Origin of the sequence: Arthrobacter sp. 1088 (assembly GCF_031455315.1) — a bacterium.
GTDB lineage: Bacteria > Actinomycetota > Actinomycetes > Actinomycetales > Micrococcaceae > Arthrobacter.
Genome location: NZ_JAVDSM010000005.1, coordinates 76,188 through 91,481, shown reverse-complemented (window position 1 = coordinate 91,481; position 15,294 = coordinate 76,188). Strand labels below are relative to the sequence as shown.

General features: G+C 62.4%; 11 protein-coding genes. 4 read left to right on the top strand and 7 right to left on the bottom strand.

Annotation, left to right across the window (positions count from 1 at the left end):
* Nucleotides 1-17: 17 nt before the first annotated feature.
* From J2Y41_RS09085 to J2Y41_RS09075, 3 genes are all read left to right on the top strand, one after another.
* Nucleotides 18-932, top strand: coding sequence for an ABC transporter substrate-binding protein (locus J2Y41_RS09085; protein WP_224165670.1), 915 nt, complete (start codon nucleotides 18-20; stop codon nucleotides 930-932).
* Between the two features lie 49 nt (nucleotides 933-981).
* Nucleotides 982-2,766 (top strand): urocanate hydratase, encoded by a 1,785-nt coding sequence (locus J2Y41_RS09080; RefSeq protein WP_309928133.1) that lies wholly within the window; start codon nucleotides 982-984, stop codon nucleotides 2,764-2,766.
* A 103-nt stretch (nucleotides 2,767-2,869) separates the two neighbouring features.
* Entirely contained in the window at nucleotides 2,870-4,324 is a 1,455-nt protein-coding gene (locus J2Y41_RS09075) for an aromatic amino acid ammonia-lyase (protein ID WP_309928131.1), read from the top strand.
* Nucleotides 4,325-4,432: 108 nt separating this feature from the next.
* On the opposite strand, the gene J2Y41_RS09070 is transcribed toward J2Y41_RS09075, so the two are convergent.
* Nucleotides 4,433-6,085 carry an MDR family MFS transporter gene (locus tag J2Y41_RS09070; protein ID WP_309928129.1) on the bottom strand — a complete coding sequence of 551 codons (1,653 nt, stop codon included), beginning with the start codon at nucleotides 6,083-6,085 and terminating at the stop codon, nucleotides 4,433-4,435.
* Nucleotides 6,086-6,218: 133 nt separating this feature from the next.
* On the bottom strand, nucleotides 6,219-6,692 hold the full coding sequence (gene rraA / locus J2Y41_RS09065) for a ribonuclease E activity regulator RraA (RefSeq protein ID WP_224093390.1): 474 nt from the start codon (nucleotides 6,690-6,692) through the stop codon (nucleotides 6,219-6,221).
* Nucleotides 6,693-6,851: 159 nt separating this feature from the next.
* On the opposite strand from rraA, the gene J2Y41_RS09060 reads away from it, so the two are divergent.
* Entirely contained in the window at nucleotides 6,852-8,156 is a 1,305-nt protein-coding gene (locus J2Y41_RS09060) for an MFS transporter (RefSeq protein ID WP_309928128.1), read from the top strand.
* A gap of 10 nt (nucleotides 8,157-8,166) precedes the next feature.
* Here the strand turns inward: J2Y41_RS09060 and J2Y41_RS09055 are convergent, their stop codons facing one another.
* From J2Y41_RS09055 to J2Y41_RS09035, 5 genes are all read right to left on the bottom strand, one after another.
* Entirely contained in the window at nucleotides 8,167-9,405 is a 1,239-nt protein-coding gene (locus tag J2Y41_RS09055; protein ID WP_309928127.1) for an FG-GAP-like repeat-containing protein, read from the bottom strand.
* Between the two features lie 122 nt (nucleotides 9,406-9,527).
* Nucleotides 9,528-10,811 (bottom strand): VCBS repeat-containing protein, encoded by a 1,284-nt coding sequence (locus tag J2Y41_RS09050; protein WP_309928126.1) that lies wholly within the window; start codon nucleotides 10,809-10,811, stop codon nucleotides 9,528-9,530.
* Nucleotides 10,812-10,953: 142 nt separating this feature from the next.
* Nucleotides 10,954-12,816: an FG-GAP-like repeat-containing protein gene (locus J2Y41_RS09045; RefSeq protein ID WP_309928125.1), complete on the bottom strand. Its 1,863-nt coding sequence runs from the start codon at nucleotides 12,814-12,816 to the stop codon at nucleotides 10,954-10,956.
* 15 nt (nucleotides 12,817-12,831) lie between these two features.
* Nucleotides 12,832-13,980, bottom strand: coding sequence for a VCBS repeat-containing protein (locus J2Y41_RS09040; protein ID WP_309928124.1), 1,149 nt, complete (start codon nucleotides 13,978-13,980; stop codon nucleotides 12,832-12,834).
* Between the two features lie 50 nt (nucleotides 13,981-14,030).
* Nucleotides 14,031-15,155, bottom strand: coding sequence for a VCBS repeat-containing protein (locus tag J2Y41_RS09035; protein WP_309928123.1), 1,125 nt, complete (start codon nucleotides 15,153-15,155; stop codon nucleotides 14,031-14,033).
* Nucleotides 15,156-15,294: the final 139 nt, after the last annotated feature.

Here is a 15,294-nt window from a genome sequence, read left to right as displayed (position 1 = left end):
ATTTCAGGAGAGTTGACATGAAGAAGTACTTGACTGGTTTCACCCTTGCGGCCGTCGCCGCCATCACCCTGAGCGCCTGCGGCGGCGGGGACCCTATGAGCACATCCAACACCGCGGCAGCTGGGGGCTCCGGCGACAGCATCATTGTCGGTTCGGCTGACTTCCCCGAGAGCCAGTTGGTCGCCAAGATCTACGCCGAGGCCCTCAAAGCCAAGGGTGTCAATGTCACGGAAAAGCCCAGCATTGGCAGCCGCGAGGTCACCATCCCCGCCCTCAAGGACGGCTCCATCGACCTCATGCCGGAGTACGGCGGTGCGCTCCTCCAATACCTCGATTCCGCCACCAAGGCAGTATCGTCCGAGGAAGTCACCAAAGAATTGGCCACCAAGATCCCCTCTGGCCTGACGGTTCTGACGGCTTCGGAAGCGGAGGATAAGGACGTCCTCACTGTGAAGAAGGACATCGCCGACCAGTACAAGCTGAAGACCATCGAGGACCTCCAGCCGGTCGCCAAGGAACTCGTCCTGGGCGGGCCGCCGGAGTGGAAGACCCGCCTCAACGGCGTTGCCGGACTGAAGTCCGTCTACAACCTTGAGTTCAAGGAATTTTCAGCGCTCGACGCCGGTGGGCCGCTGACATTGAACGCCCTCCTTTCCGGCCAGATCCAGGTTGCCGACCTCTTCAGCACCGATCCCGCCCTGGCCGAGAACAACTTGGTGGCGCTTGAGGACAACAAGAACCTCTTCCTGTCCGAGAACATCCTGCCGGTCATCAACCAGAAGAAGTCCACGGATACCGTGAAGGAAACACTGGACAAGGTCTCTGCTGCGCTCACCACTGAGGACCTCATCAAGATGAACGGCCGCGTAGCGAAGTTTGAGGACATCGGCGAGATCGCCAAGGAATGGCTCAAGAGCAAGAACCTGGGCTAAACCCGGCCCTCGTGCTTCCGCTGGTTTGCAGGATTTATAGGAGTAAAGAATGACTGCCGATTTCACTACTGGTGCCCGTCCGGTTAAGGCCGCGCGGGGTACTGAGCTTACTGCCAAGTCGTGGCAGACCGAGGCGCCGTTGCGCATGTTGATGAACAACCTGGATCCGGAGGTTGCTGAGCGTCCGGATGATTTGGTGGTGTACGGGGGTACGGGCCGTGCGGTGCGTTCCTGGGCTGCGTTTGATGCGATTACCCGCACCCTGGAAACGATGGAGAAGGACGAAACGCTCCTGGTGCAGTCGGGCAAGCCGGTGGGTGTGTTCCGTACCCATGAGTGGGCTCCGCGGGTGTTGCTGGCGAACTCGAACCTGGTGGGGGACTGGGCGACATGGCCCGAGTTCCGCCGCCTGGAGGCAGAGGGTTTGATGATGTACGGGCAGATGACTGCCGGGTCCTGGATTTACATCGGCACGCAGGGCATCCTGCAGGGCACGTATGAGACATTCGCCGCGGTAGGGAACAAGCTCGCCGCGGAGGGCCGCCACCCGGCCCCCGCCGCGGAAGGCTCGTCCGAAGGTCCCCTGGCCGGCACCCTGACCCTGACTGGTGGGTGTGGTGGCATGGGTGGTGCGCAGCCGCTGGCGGTGACGTTGAATGATGGTGCGTGCCTGATCGTGGATGTGGACGAGACCCGTTTGCGTCGCCGGGCGGGCAAGCGGTACCTGGACGAGGTCGAAACGGATCTGGACGCGGCGATCGCGAAGGTCCAGGCCGCGAAGGCCGAGCGCCGTGGCTGGTCGGTGGGGTATGTGGGCAACGCCGCTGAGGTGTTCCCGGAACTGCTCCGCCGCCACAAGGCCGGGGACGTGACCTTCGATGTGGTCACCGACCAGACCTCCGCCCATGACCCGTTGTCGTACCTGCCGGAAGGTATCACCGTGGCGGAGTGGCACACCGAGGCTGAGGCTGATCCGGAAGGGTTCACGAAGAAGGCCCAGGCCTCGATGGCCCGGCAGGTGCAGGCGATGGTGGAGTTCCAGGACGCCGGGGCTGAGGTGTTTGATTACGGCAACTCGATCCGTGATGAGGCACGCAAGGGCGGCTACGAGCGGGCGTTCGAGTTCCCCGGTTTCGTCCCGGCCTACATCCGTCCGCTGTTCTGCGAGGGCCTGGGCCCGTTCCGCTGGGTCGCGCTGTCCGGGGACCCGGAAGACATTAGGGTCACGGACGAGGCGATCAAGGAGTTGTTCCCGGAGAACAAGCACCTGCACAAGTGGATCGACGCGGCCCAGGAGCGGGTGGAGTTCGAGGGCTTGCCGGCGCGTATTTGCTGGCTCGGGTACGGCGAACGGGCCAAGGCCGGCCTGCTGTTCAACCAGCTCGTCGCCGAGGGCAAGGTCAAGGCCCCGATCGTGATCGGTCGTGACCACCTGGACTCCGGCTCGGTGGCGTCCCCGTACCGGGAGACCGAGTCCATGGCCGACGGCTCCGACGCGATCGCGGACTGGCCGTTGCTGAACGCCCTGATCAATACCTCTTCGGGTGCTACCTGGGTCTCGATCCACCACGGTGGCGGGGTGGGTATCGGCCGGTCCCTGCACTCCGGGCAGGTCTCCGTCGCTGACGGCACCGACCTGGCCGCGGAGAAGCTCGAGCGGCTCCTGACCAACGACCCCGGCATGGGCGTCATCCGCCACGTCGACGCCGGCTACGACCGCGCCGTCGAAGTCGCCAACGAACGCGGCGTCCGCATCCCCATGATCCCCACCGGCTCCCTGCCTTCGCAAGCTCAGGCCGGGTCCCTCGCCCATGTGGCCCCAGAAAGCAAGTAAGCCCACCATCCCCAACTAGGTAGCAGCAGATGTCGTTTTGAGGGCTGAAAACGGCATCAGCTGCTACCTGGTTGGTTGACCGAATTCACGAAGGGATCATTCCATGGTCGAGATCGACGGACGGCGCCTTGGGCTTGCCGAGATCGTGGCAATTGCCGCTGGCGGCGAGAAGGTGGTTCTTGCGCAGTCGGCGATCGAACGCATGGCCGCCTCGCAGCGCTCAGCCCGGGCAACGGCACAGACACGTCCGGTTTATGGGCGCTCCACTGGTGTGGGGGCTAACCGTTCCGTAACCCTGGATACATCGGATGCGTCCGCAGACCAGCACGGAGTCAACTTGCTTCGGAGCCATGCGGTGGATGCCGGACGAGCCCTTGACCGCGAAACGGTGAGGGCCATGCTGGTGGTCAGAGCGTCCCAGCTGGCGGCTGGGGCATCCGGAATCAACCCGGACCTGGTCGAGGCCGTCGTGCAGATGCTGAACGCGGATACCCTGCCCGAAGTGCGGGAATTTGGCGGTATTGGCACAGCAGACCTGCCGGCCCTGGCAGGAACCGCGTTAACACTCTTGGGTGAGCGTCCCACGATGGATGGCACGCCGGTGCCGAAGGCTTTGGATTCCTGGCCCCCTGAAGACGCGCTTCCCTTCATCAGTTCCAGTGCCCTCACCATCGGGCAGGCGATCCTGGCTCACCAGAAGCTGGTCACGATGATGGAGAACCTGACCACCATCAGTGCTCTGTCGTTCACGGCCATGTCCGGCAATCCGGAAGCGTTCGGCACCGAAGTCGCAAAGGCCACTGAATCGGACGCCATGGCTGATGTCGCTGCGACCCTGCAGGAATTGGTGGCTGGATCCGGCAAGCCTGCAAGGATTCAGGATCCGTACTGCTTGCGCATGTTGCCGCACTCTCTGGGGGCGGTCATGGAAGAACTCGAATCGATGAGGATCACTCTGGAGCGCTTGTCCGTGGCGGGCCACGAGAACCCCATGGTCTTTGGCTCAGTGGAAGATGGCACGAACGGCGTGGCACATCACGGCCTGTTCCATATGTCCACACTGGCGCGGCGCATCGATGCCCTGCAGGTGGCCCTTGGGGCCGCGTGCACTACGACGTTGGGCAGGATCACCCGTCTCTGCGATCCCACTTTCACCGGCCTCCACCGATTCCTGGCAGGCAACGATGCAGGGCAGTCCGGAGTCATGATGCTGGAGTACGTCGCCGCTGCAGCGGTAGGCCGTATTCGCGCGAACGCCCAGCCCGTAAGCCTGCAAACCGTCAACTTGTCCTTGGGTGCTGAGGAAGACGCGAGCTTCGCAACTCTTGGTGCGGCGCAGTTGGAGTCCACTGCGCACGCATTGGCGACCGTCGCCGGCGTCGAGCTTCTTTGTGCGTCACGTGCGCTCCGCGCGCAAGGCAGGCGTCCGGGCGAATTCAGCAGCCCCAGGCTGCGAGCCATGATGGAGGCAGGCTTCACTTTGCCATCCGACGTTCAGGACCGCGACTTGCGCGATGACCTTGAGCAGGCGCAACGCCTTGTCCAGGACTCGTACTGATCTCAAGCCCTGAATGGCACTGACACCGAACGACAATGGCTTCACGACAAGAACGGCAGGCAATCCTCGGACTGCCTGCCGTTCTTGTCGTGGAAGAGCACGTACCGCTTAGTGCGCCGGGACGGATTCCTTGGCTGCTGCCTTCGGGTCCATGAGCTTCTTGTTGGGCAACGCGAAGCTGATGAGGAACGCGATCAGCATCAGGCCAGCGGCCGTGAGCATCACAGTGTCAATTGACTGTGCGAAGCCCTCGGTGATGGGCCGGGTGAGGGTGCTGTTGGCTGCGTGCAACCAGCTGGTGTCGTTCAGGGAATCGTTGGTGGCACCATTCTTGAAGAAATCGAAGAGTTTGGCATTTGCGGGATCTGCGGCCACGGCCGGATCCTTCATGACCGCTTGGTAGTCCGGGCTGGAAGCAGCGGTTTTCATGCCATCGGCGATCTTGTCCGCTGCCAGGCTGAACAGCATGGAGATGAACACGGCCGTGCCCACAGCACCACCCATGGAACGGAAGAACGCCGCAGTAGAGGTTCCGACGCCCATGTCCTTGGGCGGCACCGATACCTGCATGGCAAGTGTCAGCGGCTGCATGCAGAAGCCCAAGCCGACGCCGAAGAACACGGCGATGAGTCCGGGAACCCAAAGGCCAGTGTCCACGCCGAGCACCAGGCCCATCACAGCGGCTGCGCCAGTCAGGATTGCCGTACCGAGGATGGGGAAGATTCTGTAAACGCCCGACGACGAGATGGTGCGGCCGGCGCTGATGGAACCGAACAGGATGCCCACGGTGAACGTGATCATCATGAGGCCAGCTTCGGTGGGGGTCAGGCCCTTCACCAGCTGCAGGTACATGGGCAGCATGGCGATAGCACCGAACATGCCGATGCCGATGATGAAGTTCAGCAGGGATGACAAACCGAAGGTTGCGTTCTTAAAGAGACGCAAGGGGATCAAGGCGTAGTCCCCGGCCCGCATCTCTGCGAACAGGAACGCCACGATGCCGACGACGCCAAGGCCATAACACAGCCAGGATGCGCCCGATGCCCAACCCCAGGACCGGCCCTGCTCGGCTACAAGAAGGAGCGGAACGATTGCCAGGGTGATGGCTGCCGCGCCCCAATAGTCGATCTTCTGCTTCACGTGCCGTGCAGGCAGGTGAAGGAACATGAACACCACAGTGAGTGCCGCAAGGCCAATGGGAAGGTTGATGAAGAATACCCAGCGCCAGCCGTCGAAGCCCAGGATGGTCGATGTTCCCGCGAAAGCGCCGCCGATGACAGGACCGAGGACGGAGGAGATACCGAAGACGGACATGAAGTAACCCTGGTATTTGGCCCGGTCCTTCAAAGCAACGATGTCGCCGATGATTGTCAGTGCCAGCGCCAAAAGACCACCTGCGCCCAGGCCCTGCACGCCACGGGCGATGGCAAGCTCCGTCATGGAATGGACGGACCCGGCATAGAGGGATCCGGCCAGGAAGATCAGGATGGCTGCCAGGTACAGCGGACGGCGCCCGAAGATGTCACTGAGCTTGCCGTAGAGCGGCGTGCTCACAGTAGAAGTGATGAGGTAGGCGGTAGTTGCCCATGCCTGGAGTGACAAGCCGTCGAGGTCATTGGCGATGGTGTAGATGGACGTGGACACAATGGTCTGGTCCAGTGAGGACAGGAACATGCCGAGCATGAGTCCCACCATGACGGTGAGCGTCTGACGATGCGTCAGGACCTCGCCGGCGGCCCGGACGGGCGCAGATTTGGACATATCTTCTCCAGAGGTGGCAGAAAAGTGGATTTTAAGCAGGATAGTTGCTTTCAGTAACTATCCTAATGCCTGTTTGATTCCCGGAAGAAGAATGTTTCTTGAACAACCCTCGTAAGTCGGCCAGTCAAAGGGGTCAGCGTTCCACGAGAATGCCATCCGGATCGCTGTAGATCATTACTCCGGGTTGGATTCTCACGCGGTCAATCACCAGCTGGACATCAACCTCGCCTACACCCGTCTTTGCGCTCTTCTTCGGGTTGCTGCCCAGCGCCTTGATGCCCAGCGGGAGGCGGGCGAGTGCTTCCCGATCCCTGATGGCTCCGTTAATAATGACGCCGGCCCAACCATTGGCCACCGCGCTTTCAGCGATCATGTCCCCCATGAGGGCAGTCCTCAATGATCCCTGACCATCAACCACCAGAACGGCTCCTTCGCCGGGCGTCCCAAGGACTGTCTTCACCAGGGCGTTGTCCTCGAAGCACCTGATAGTACGTACCTGTCCGCTGAAGTGCGTGTGACCGCCGAGGTTCTGGAATTGGACAGCAACCGATTCCAATTCCTCGCCCCGATCGTCATAGAGATCAGCCGTATTAATCTGCTCGTTCATGTCCTTCTCCTCACTACGTTCTGAGGCCACACTAACGCGTGCGCCAGGTAAGCGGCACGGCACGTCGAGGGCTATGTGGATAACTGACATGAACTTAGGTTCCATGCCCTCCACCCGCGCTAATCTGAATCCAGACGTTGAAACTAGGGGGAACCTGCCATGAGCCTGTCCGACTTGCCCGGTCCCGTGCCGGATCCTGCCATAGTCCGGGGCGGCACGGCCACTGCCCTCGCCGAACCAGTGGACCGGGTCCGCGCACTGTGGATTACTGGTGTCGTGCTCATCAACGTGGGCATCAATGCGGCGTTCTTCGGCCCCATCCAGGTGCTGTTGGGCCAGCAGGCGGCTCATTTCGATGAGGAACAAAAGGAAGCGATCCTGGCGCTGGTAACGGGCTGCGGCGCCGCCGTCTCGTTGGTTGCCAACCCCTTGTTCGGGGCGTTCAGCGACCGGACTGTCTCCCGCTTCGGACGTCGCGTTCCGTGGGTCCTCGTAGGAGCAATCCTGGGCGCGGCAGCACTCGTAGGACTGGCGGGAGCGCCGAACGTCGCGGTCATGACGGTGCTGTGGTGCTTGGTGCAGGCCGGATGCAACGGCGCTTACGCTGCCATTACAGCTGCGATTCCAGACCGCGTTCCGGTGCCGCAACGTGGCACGGTCGGTGGTTTGGCAGCCATGGGACAGACAGTTGGCATCCTGGCCGGCGCGGTGATTGCCGCCGTCGTAGCGGGAAACTTTGCTGCCGGCTACCTGGTGTGTGCAGCGGCGCTGCTTGCCGGCGTCGTGCTTTATCTTTTCAAGAATGACGACCAGCCGCTTCCAGCCCAGGCCCGCCCACCGTTCAGTCTTGCGCGGTTTTTCCAGGGCTTTTGGGTTTCGCCAGTACGCTATCCCGATTTCGCCTGGGCTTGGCTGACGCGACTGTTGGTAAACATTGGCAACCACATGGTCACCCTCTATCTCCTGTTCTTCCTCAGCGATGCCGTGCATGTGAAAGAAACCGAGGGCATCGAACCCGCGATCGGAGTGCTTATCCTGACAGGCCTGTATGCGGTCATGGTGATTATCACCAGCGTGATCGGCGGAGCTTTGAGCGACCGGATGGGCAAACGGAAGCCTTTGGTGATCGCGTCGTCCGTGATCATCGCCGTAGCGTCCTTGATTCTCGGGTTTGCGCCCACGTGGGCCGGTGCCATCACGGGGGCACTGGTCCTGGGCCTCGGCTTTGGAGCCTATCTTGCCGTGGACTTCGCACTGATCACCCAGGTCCTGCCGACGGCACTGGACCGAGGCAGGGACCTGGGCGTGATCAACGTGGCAAACTCGCTCCCGCAAGTCATCGCCCCGCTTATCGCATTCCCGTTCGTCACGTATTTGGGCGGCTACGTCTCGCTGTATGTAGCCGCCGCGGTCATCGGGCTGCTGGGTGCGGTGTTCGTGGTCAAGATCAAGAGCGTGGTGTAAGCCTAGAGGCCTAGAAGACGGCCGTGAAGCCGCCCCAGCCCCAGCCGACGACCGGTGAGCCTTTCCATCGGTAGCCGGAGATGCCGGAACCCGCGAGTCCGGTTGTGTCTCCGAGATACATCGTGAGCCGGCCACTGTTATCAATTCCGTAAACGTCGGAATCACCGTCTCCGTTGAAGTCGCCTGCGACCCCAAAACGAGCAACGGTCTCCCAGCCCCAGCCGATGGAACCGGCGAATCCACCAGGCAGGCCGTATTCTTCAAACCATCCGTTACGGTTTGTCGTGCGCACTTCAAGATTTCCCCAGAAGGGACGGGTCAGAACCACGAGATCTGATGTTCCGAGAAAGTGTCCAGCACCAACGGCGTAGTAGCCCTGCCACCCCTGACCGATTTTGCGTGGTTGTAGCCAACCCCCGCGCCCATTGCCGGGATACAGGAAGATGTTGCCTGCTGTGTCCGTGGCGAGTATGTCATTAGTGCCATCACCGTTGAAGTCTCCGGGGGCGATCAGATCAGCAAAGCCCTGCCACCCCTGGCCGACCTGTAAGGCTTGCTTCCACCCGCCGGAGCCGTTGCCCTGGTAAAGGAACAAGCGGCCGGAATTATCGCGAGCCAGAACGTCTACCGTGCCATCGCCATCAAAGTCACCGGGAGACACCAGAAGGTTGAAGTTGTTCCAACCCCAGCCGATTACCTGTGCCGCTTGCCAGTTGCCCCGCCCGTCCGTGGGGTACAGCAGGAGCCTTCCGGAGGCGTCGCGGGCAAAGATATCCAGTGTTCCGTCGCCATTGAATCCGCGGGCACGGGCGGCGGCTGCTACCCTCAGCGGATTGCGTGCCTGCACCGTGAGCTGGGAGTCGGCGTCGTAGATGATGGTGACGTATGCGGCTATCACCCGTCCAAGGTCAGCGGCGGTTGCGCGGTAGGTGGTACTCGTTGCACCGGGGATTACAGCTCCGTCTCTCGTCCAAGAGAATGAAACGGAAGGAGAACCGCCGTCAGGTGACACGTGGGCAAAGGTCCGCGAGATGTCCAACTTCAGCAAGCCGCCGACTGTTGGATCGCCGCCCAGTTGGGGTGTTCCGTTGATGTAGACGTAGCGGGTTGGTGCGGCAATTGCAGGTGCGACGGCCTGCGCCGGGAGTGCCGGAGCTACGAGCAGACCTGTCACAACGGATGCGGCCAGGACCGAAAGCCAACGCTGGCGCCTGCGCGCGGTGGGGGGCAAAGGAGTGCTGGTATGCAAGGGATTCCTCCAAAAAGAAGGCTGGCCTGCTGGCCAACCCGGATCATTAACAATGAACTTGGCGGGGGCCTCGTCCTAATCGATTCGGACGAGGCCCCCGCCTAACGGCCTGACGCCGGACTCTAGAAAACAGCGTTGAAGCCGCCCCAGCCCCAGCCAACTACAGCGGAGCCCTTCCACCCGCCTGAGCCGTTGCCGTAGTACATGCGCATCTGGCCGGAGGTGTCGATGCCCCAGACATCGTTGGCGCCGTCGCCGTCGAAATCGCCGGCACCGCCGAGCTTGGTGATAGCGTTCCAGCCCTGGCCGATCACGCGGCTGCTAGTCCAGCCGCTGTGGCCATTGCCACCGTAGAACACGAGGTTTCCGGCGCCGTCACGGGCGAGGACATCAGGCTTGTGGTCGCCGTCGAAATCACCAGGGGAGAACACCGAAGTCATGCCGCCCCATCCCCAGCCGACTGTCGAGGCAGCCAGGAAGCCGCCGTGGCCGTTGCCCGGGTACAGCATGAGCTCACCGGAAGACTTGCGGGCAAGGAGGTCGTTGTTGCCGTCTCCACTAAAGTCGCCTGCCGCGAAGATGGTGCTGAAGATCCCCCAGCCCCAACCGATCTGTTGTCTCGGGTACCAACCACCATGCCAGCCAGCTGGGTAGAGGAAGAGCGAACCGGAACTGTCGCGGGCAATGACGTCATTCTCGCCGTCGTTGTTGAAGTCGCCGGCAGCGAACATCGTGTTGAAGATGTTCCACCCCGAGCCGACTTCATATGCCTGCTGCCAGGTGCCGTTTCCGCCGGTCGGGAACAGGCCGAGTCGCCCCCAGGAGTCCCGGACGAACAGGCTCATCGTGTACGAATCCCAATATTCGGCACGGTAGAAGCCGGACGTGTGGGGACGATCGATGTCTACGGGAGTCACGTAGTTGAAGTCCAAGGCGTCCAAGGCCACAGCCGCGGTTCCGGAGGCGGGGAGGTTGCCGGGGTTGTGGATCAAGGAACCGTCGCGCCAGTAACCTACTTCCTGGCCGGCTGCGGTTTGAATCTGCATGTACTGGGCAAGGTAGGTTCCCGGCGGGGTCCCCTGTGCAAAGAAGACGTCGAACGAGTATGTCGAATCAGCGGAACTGTACGAGCCCTGCGTCATCGTCGTGTGGAGTTTACCCGTTGCTGTATTCCGGAACAGGACGTAGACGTCGGTAATCGGACCGGATGCCTGGAAGGTAACGCGCGATGTTGCCTGCCCTCCAGCGCCGATCGCGTCTGGCGTCGTGGAGACCGCCACAGGTACCGGTGCGAAGGTGTCATCAGCATGTGCTGCGGGTGCCAGACCCAGCCCGCCGACCAAAATAACGCTGCCCATAAATGCGGCCAGCAAGCTGCGCACGCGGCGCAGAGGAGTGCTCCCCATGGTTCCCCCAAATTAGGCCGGTCGCAGATGGCCGGCGGGTGTAAGTGACTTGAGAGTACATGGCGACACAGAAAGTCTGGGAATTTGCTGGCAAAAATTCACGCGAAAGACAAGTCAAACTCAAAACGCAACCAAAATCGGCTTAGAAAACCGCCGTGAACCCGCCCCAGCCCCAGCCAACGACACCGGCGCCTTTCCATCCACCGATGCCGCTGCCGTAGTACATGTTCAGTTGGCCGCCGGCATCGATGGCCCAAACGTCGTTGAAGCCGTCTCCGTTGAAATCTCCGGCCCCACCAATGCGTGACATGACGTTCCAGCCTGTGCCGATGGATCTGGCAGTGGTCCATCCGCCGTTGCCGTTGCCACCGTAGAGCCATAGGTTTCCTGCGCTGTCACGGCCCAGGACATCAGGGTTGCCGTCACCGTCGAAGTCGCCGGGCGAGAAGACCTCGCTGAGGGCGTCCCACCCTTGGCCTACGGCGCCAGGGGATTTGAAGCCGCCCGTCCCGTTGCCGGGGTAGAGCACCAGGGCGCCCAAAGGCGTGCGGGCAAGGACATCGTTGTTGCCATCGCCCGAGAAGTCGCCTGCGGCGATGATCGAATCGAAGACGTCCCATCCCCAGCCGATCTGCTTGCGTGGAAGCCAGCCGCCGGTTCCGTTGCCCGGGTATAGGAACAGCGATCCATCGTGGTCCTTTGCGATGACGTCATTGAAGCCGTCTCCTTTAAAGTCGCCCGCGTTGAAGGCGGTATCGAACATGTCCCACCCAAAGCCGATGGTCCGCGGAGCTTGCCAGTGGGCCGCGCCGTCGGTGGGGTACAGGAGCAGGTTCGCCGCAGCATCGCGCGCGAACAGGTCCATGGAGGCCCCGGCGTCGAAACCTGTTGTGTGCGGCTTGTTTCGAACTAAGGAGCGGCCGAAAAACGTAAACGGACGCGTGGCCGTCACTGGATTACCCGCTTGGACTACTGCCCGGAAGCCGACGACGGCGCCACGGTCCGCTGCCTGAAGGGTGTAAGTCTTCGACGTGGCACCGCTGATCGCGGTACCGTTGCGCACCCATTCGTACCTGACGATGACGGGGCCGCCGAGTGTCCCGCCGGAGACGCTGCCCTCGTTGAAGACGCCGGTGAGCTTCTCTCCGATGATCAGCTTGCCTTGGAGTGTGGGAGCGGTAGCTGTGATGGGTGACGTGGGCGTCAGTGGGAGCGAGGATGCCGACACAGCCCGGAAGCCTGCCCTTGTGGCCGTGACCCGTAGTGACAGGGTCTGGTCAAGGTCTGCTTCTGCGATGCGGTAATTGCTGAGCGTGGCTCCAGGGATCGGCTGGCCGTTGCGCAGCCATTGGTAGGCGAAGCCGGTGGGCGGTTGGGCCCAAGAGCCGTTGTCCGCGGTCAGCACTTGGTCGTAGCGTGCCACGCCTGTGATGGTTGGTGGCTTGATATTTGGATTGTCCACCAGTGGGAAGCCGGGATTGTTGACGGCGAAGTCGACGCCGTCCAAGGCCCCTGGCCGCTGCGTTGGTGCTTCCAGTCCTTGCGAAAGGAAGATGATGTTGCCATCGCGCCCGTCGCGGATTACCCCCTGGCCCAAGGGGAGCATGATGTTGACGCTGAGGAGTTTGTAGCGCCCGGTTCGCTGGAAGGCGCTCCCGTCCACCGGCAGTTTGGCTTGCGCGCTGTAAGGCCCGGACAGCTGGCTGGCAGGTCCGTAGAGGGTGGCCTGCTCCAGGGTGTCCTCATTGACGTACGTGAAACCTACTTCCTTCGCGGGACCGCTCAGTGTGAAGGACAAGGAGACAATGCTCCCGGGACCCGCCGTTGCCGCCGACGTCCGGGTAACCACGGTGGGAAGCGGGACGATTGTTCCCGCAGCTGTAGCGCGGGGCGGCGGGACTGCAATTGCCAGCGCAGAGCAGAGGAGGATGGCTAGAAGGATGTGAAAACCCGACCGTACCGAATGCACAAAAGCCGCTGGGCGCACGGAAGAAAAAGTCGTCATGGTCTCCCCAAACCCCTAGAACAAGGCGTTAAAACCGCCCCAGCCCCAGCCGATGGTTTGGGCGCCGTTCCAGCCGCCGTCGCCGTCGCCGTAGTAGGCCAGCAGCTGGCCGGATCCGTCCACTGCATAGACGTCCACATTGCCGTTACCGTCGATGTCGCCGGCGGCGCCAATGGCTGCCATGCCGTTCCAACCTTGCCCGATCACGGCCATGCCTGCCCAGCCGCCGCTGCCGTTGCCCTTGTACAGGCGCAGGCTGCCGGCGGAGTCCCTCGCCAGGATGTCCACGTTGTAGTCGCCGTCGAAGTCGCCCGGCGTGATGATCTGGTTGACCACGTTCCAACCACTGCCGGCCAATGAACGGGTCAGCCAGCCGCCGCTGCCATTGCCGGGGTAGAGATAAAGCAGTCCGCCGGAATCACGGGCGAGGATGTCGTTGTTGCCGTCGCCGTTGAAGTCGCCGGGGGAGACGATCGACGTAAAGCTGTTCCATCCGCTGCCCACTTGGCGTCCGGCAAGGAAGCCGCCGTCCCCAGTACCCGCATAAAGGAAGAGCCTTCCGGAGGAGTCCTTCGCAAGGATGTCGTTGGTGCCGTCGCCGTTGAAGTCGCCGGGGGAGAGGACTGTGCTGAACCCGTTCCAGCCGGGACCAACGGTCCGGGAGGCTTCCCACGCGCCGCCAATGCGGGGATACAGCATGAGGGTGCCATCCGTGCGGCGGGCCAGCATCTCATAGGCGCCCCGACCGGTGAAGCCGTTGGCCCTGTTGGATGCTGAGATGGGCGCCGTTTCCTGGCTGGAGACTTCCTGCGGTTCACACCCGTTTTGGCTGGCTGCGACATGGGCCGCGATGGTCTTGCCGCGGTCTTCTTCGCCGAGCTTGTAGTTCCACCACTCCCAGTGGTCCCCGGCTCGAACACCGTCGCGGGTCCAGTAAATCTGGTAGTCCGGGCCGGCCGCTTTGCCGCAGCCACGGTAAGAGTCGGGATCGATCTCCAGCGTGAGCGTTGAGCCAACAAACGGCGCACCGTGAACCACGGGATCTGCGGGGTCCATGGTTGCCATGGCAGGTGCCGGGGCGAAAGCGACGGCGGCAATAAGCGCAGCCGCAATTCCGGCTACCGCTCGGCGCACGCCTGATACACGGCATGATAGAGCGTTCATTGTGTCCTCCCCAGACTTATGCGGCTAATCTTACCGCGGCTGGGACTCAGCTAGAAGATTGCTGTGAAACCGCCCCATCCGTTGCCCACGGACTGGGATGTGCGCCACCCGGTCCGGCCATCGCTGTAATAGATCACCAGCCGGCCCTGTTGGTCCACGCCGTAAACGTCCTGGAAGCCATCCTTGTCGAAGTCACCCGCGGCACCCGCAGCTTTGAGGGCATTCCAGCCGACACCGATGAGCCACGACCGCGTCCAACCGCCCGCCCCGTTTCCGCCGTAGAAATACAGGTAGCCGCTGCGGTCACGGGCAAGCACGTCCACCTTGCCGTCGCCGTTGAAATCGCCAGGCGTCAGCAAGGCGTCCATCACCTGCCAGCCCTGCCCGACGGCGGTCCTCGCCAGCCAGCCTCCGGAACCATTGCCGGGGTACAAATAGAGGGCACCGCCGGGTTCCCTGGCTAGGATGTCGTTGTTGCCGTCCCCGTTGAAGTCGCCAGGGCTGACGATTGAGTCGAAAATGTTCCAGCCTTTGCCGATGGTCTGGGCCGGCTTCCAACCCCCGGTTCCGTCACCGGCGTAGAGATACAGAGTCCCCGCCGAATCCCGTGCGATCACGTCACCCTTGCCATCACCGTTGAAGTCGCCGGGGGAAAGGACAAGGTTGAAGACGTTCCACCCCCAGCCCACGGTGCGGGCGGCGTCCCAAGCGGTGCCTGTCCGCCCGTACAACATCAACGAGCCGTCACTTCCGCGCGCCAGGAGTTCGAAGCTGCGGCCCGTGAAACCATTGGCCCGGTTGGGCGCAGCGACGGGTCCGGTCTCGTCGCTGTGAAGGGTTTCACCCCCGCAGGCAGTCTTGCTGGCGGTCAGGTGCACAGCCATGCGTGCGCCCGTGTCATCCTGCTGCAGGAGGTAGCTGCGCCCGGTTTCGCCCGCCACCAGGAAGCCGTCCCTTGTCCAGTAGACAGTGAAGTCGGGGCCCTTGCCTCCGCCGCAACCATAGAAGGTATATGGGCCGATTTCTGCTGTTAGCGTCTTGCCGACAAACGCTTCACCATTGACTATGGGGTCCGGCCCGTTGCTGGCCGCCGACGCCGGCAGGGGGCCAAGTGCCACGGCCGCCACAGCGGCGGCCAGCAGCGCTGCTGCCATCCGGCGTCGAAAATTCCCCATAGTGGTCTTCCTCCCGTGCGTGGACCCAACTGGGTCGCATTTAAGCGCGTTTTGAGCGTCCAAAACGCGCTCTACTGCTACCTAGTTGGGTTTACCTGAGCTTCCTGCAGTTTAGGGGCGCAGCGGGGGGAATCCGGGG

Excerpts from the sequence above, each read along its gene's own strand:
- J2Y41_RS09085 (WP_224165670.1), top strand. The coding sequence starts at position 18 with ATGAAGAAGTACTTGACTGGTTTCACCCTTGCGGCCGTCGCCGCCATC.
- J2Y41_RS09080 (WP_309928133.1), top strand. The coding sequence starts at position 982 with ATGACTGCCGATTTCACTACTGGTGCCCGTCCGGTTAAGGCCGCGCGG.
- J2Y41_RS09075 (WP_309928131.1), top strand. The coding sequence starts at position 2,870 with ATGGTCGAGATCGACGGACGGCGCCTTGGGCTTGCCGAGATCGTGGCA.
- J2Y41_RS09070 (WP_309928129.1), bottom strand. The coding sequence starts at position 6,085 with ATGTCCAAATCTGCGCCCGTCCGGGCCGCCGGCGAGGTCCTGACGCAT.
- rraA (WP_224093390.1), bottom strand. The coding sequence starts at position 6,692 with ATGAACGAGCAGATTAATACGGCTGATCTCTATGACGATCGGGGCGAG.
- J2Y41_RS09060 (WP_309928128.1), top strand. The coding sequence starts at position 6,852 with ATGAGCCTGTCCGACTTGCCCGGTCCCGTGCCGGATCCTGCCATAGTC.
- J2Y41_RS09050 (WP_309928126.1), bottom strand. The coding sequence starts at position 10,811 with ATGGGGAGCACTCCTCTGCGCCGCGTGCGCAGCTTGCTGGCCGCATTT.
- J2Y41_RS09045 (WP_309928125.1), bottom strand. The coding sequence starts at position 12,816 with ATGACGACTTTTTCTTCCGTGCGCCCAGCGGCTTTTGTGCATTCGGTA.
- J2Y41_RS09040 (WP_309928124.1), bottom strand. The coding sequence starts at position 13,980 with ATGAACGCTCTATCATGCCGTGTATCAGGCGTGCGCCGAGCGGTAGCC.
- J2Y41_RS09035 (WP_309928123.1), bottom strand. The coding sequence starts at position 15,155 with ATGGGGAATTTTCGACGCCGGATGGCAGCAGCGCTGCTGGCCGCCGCT.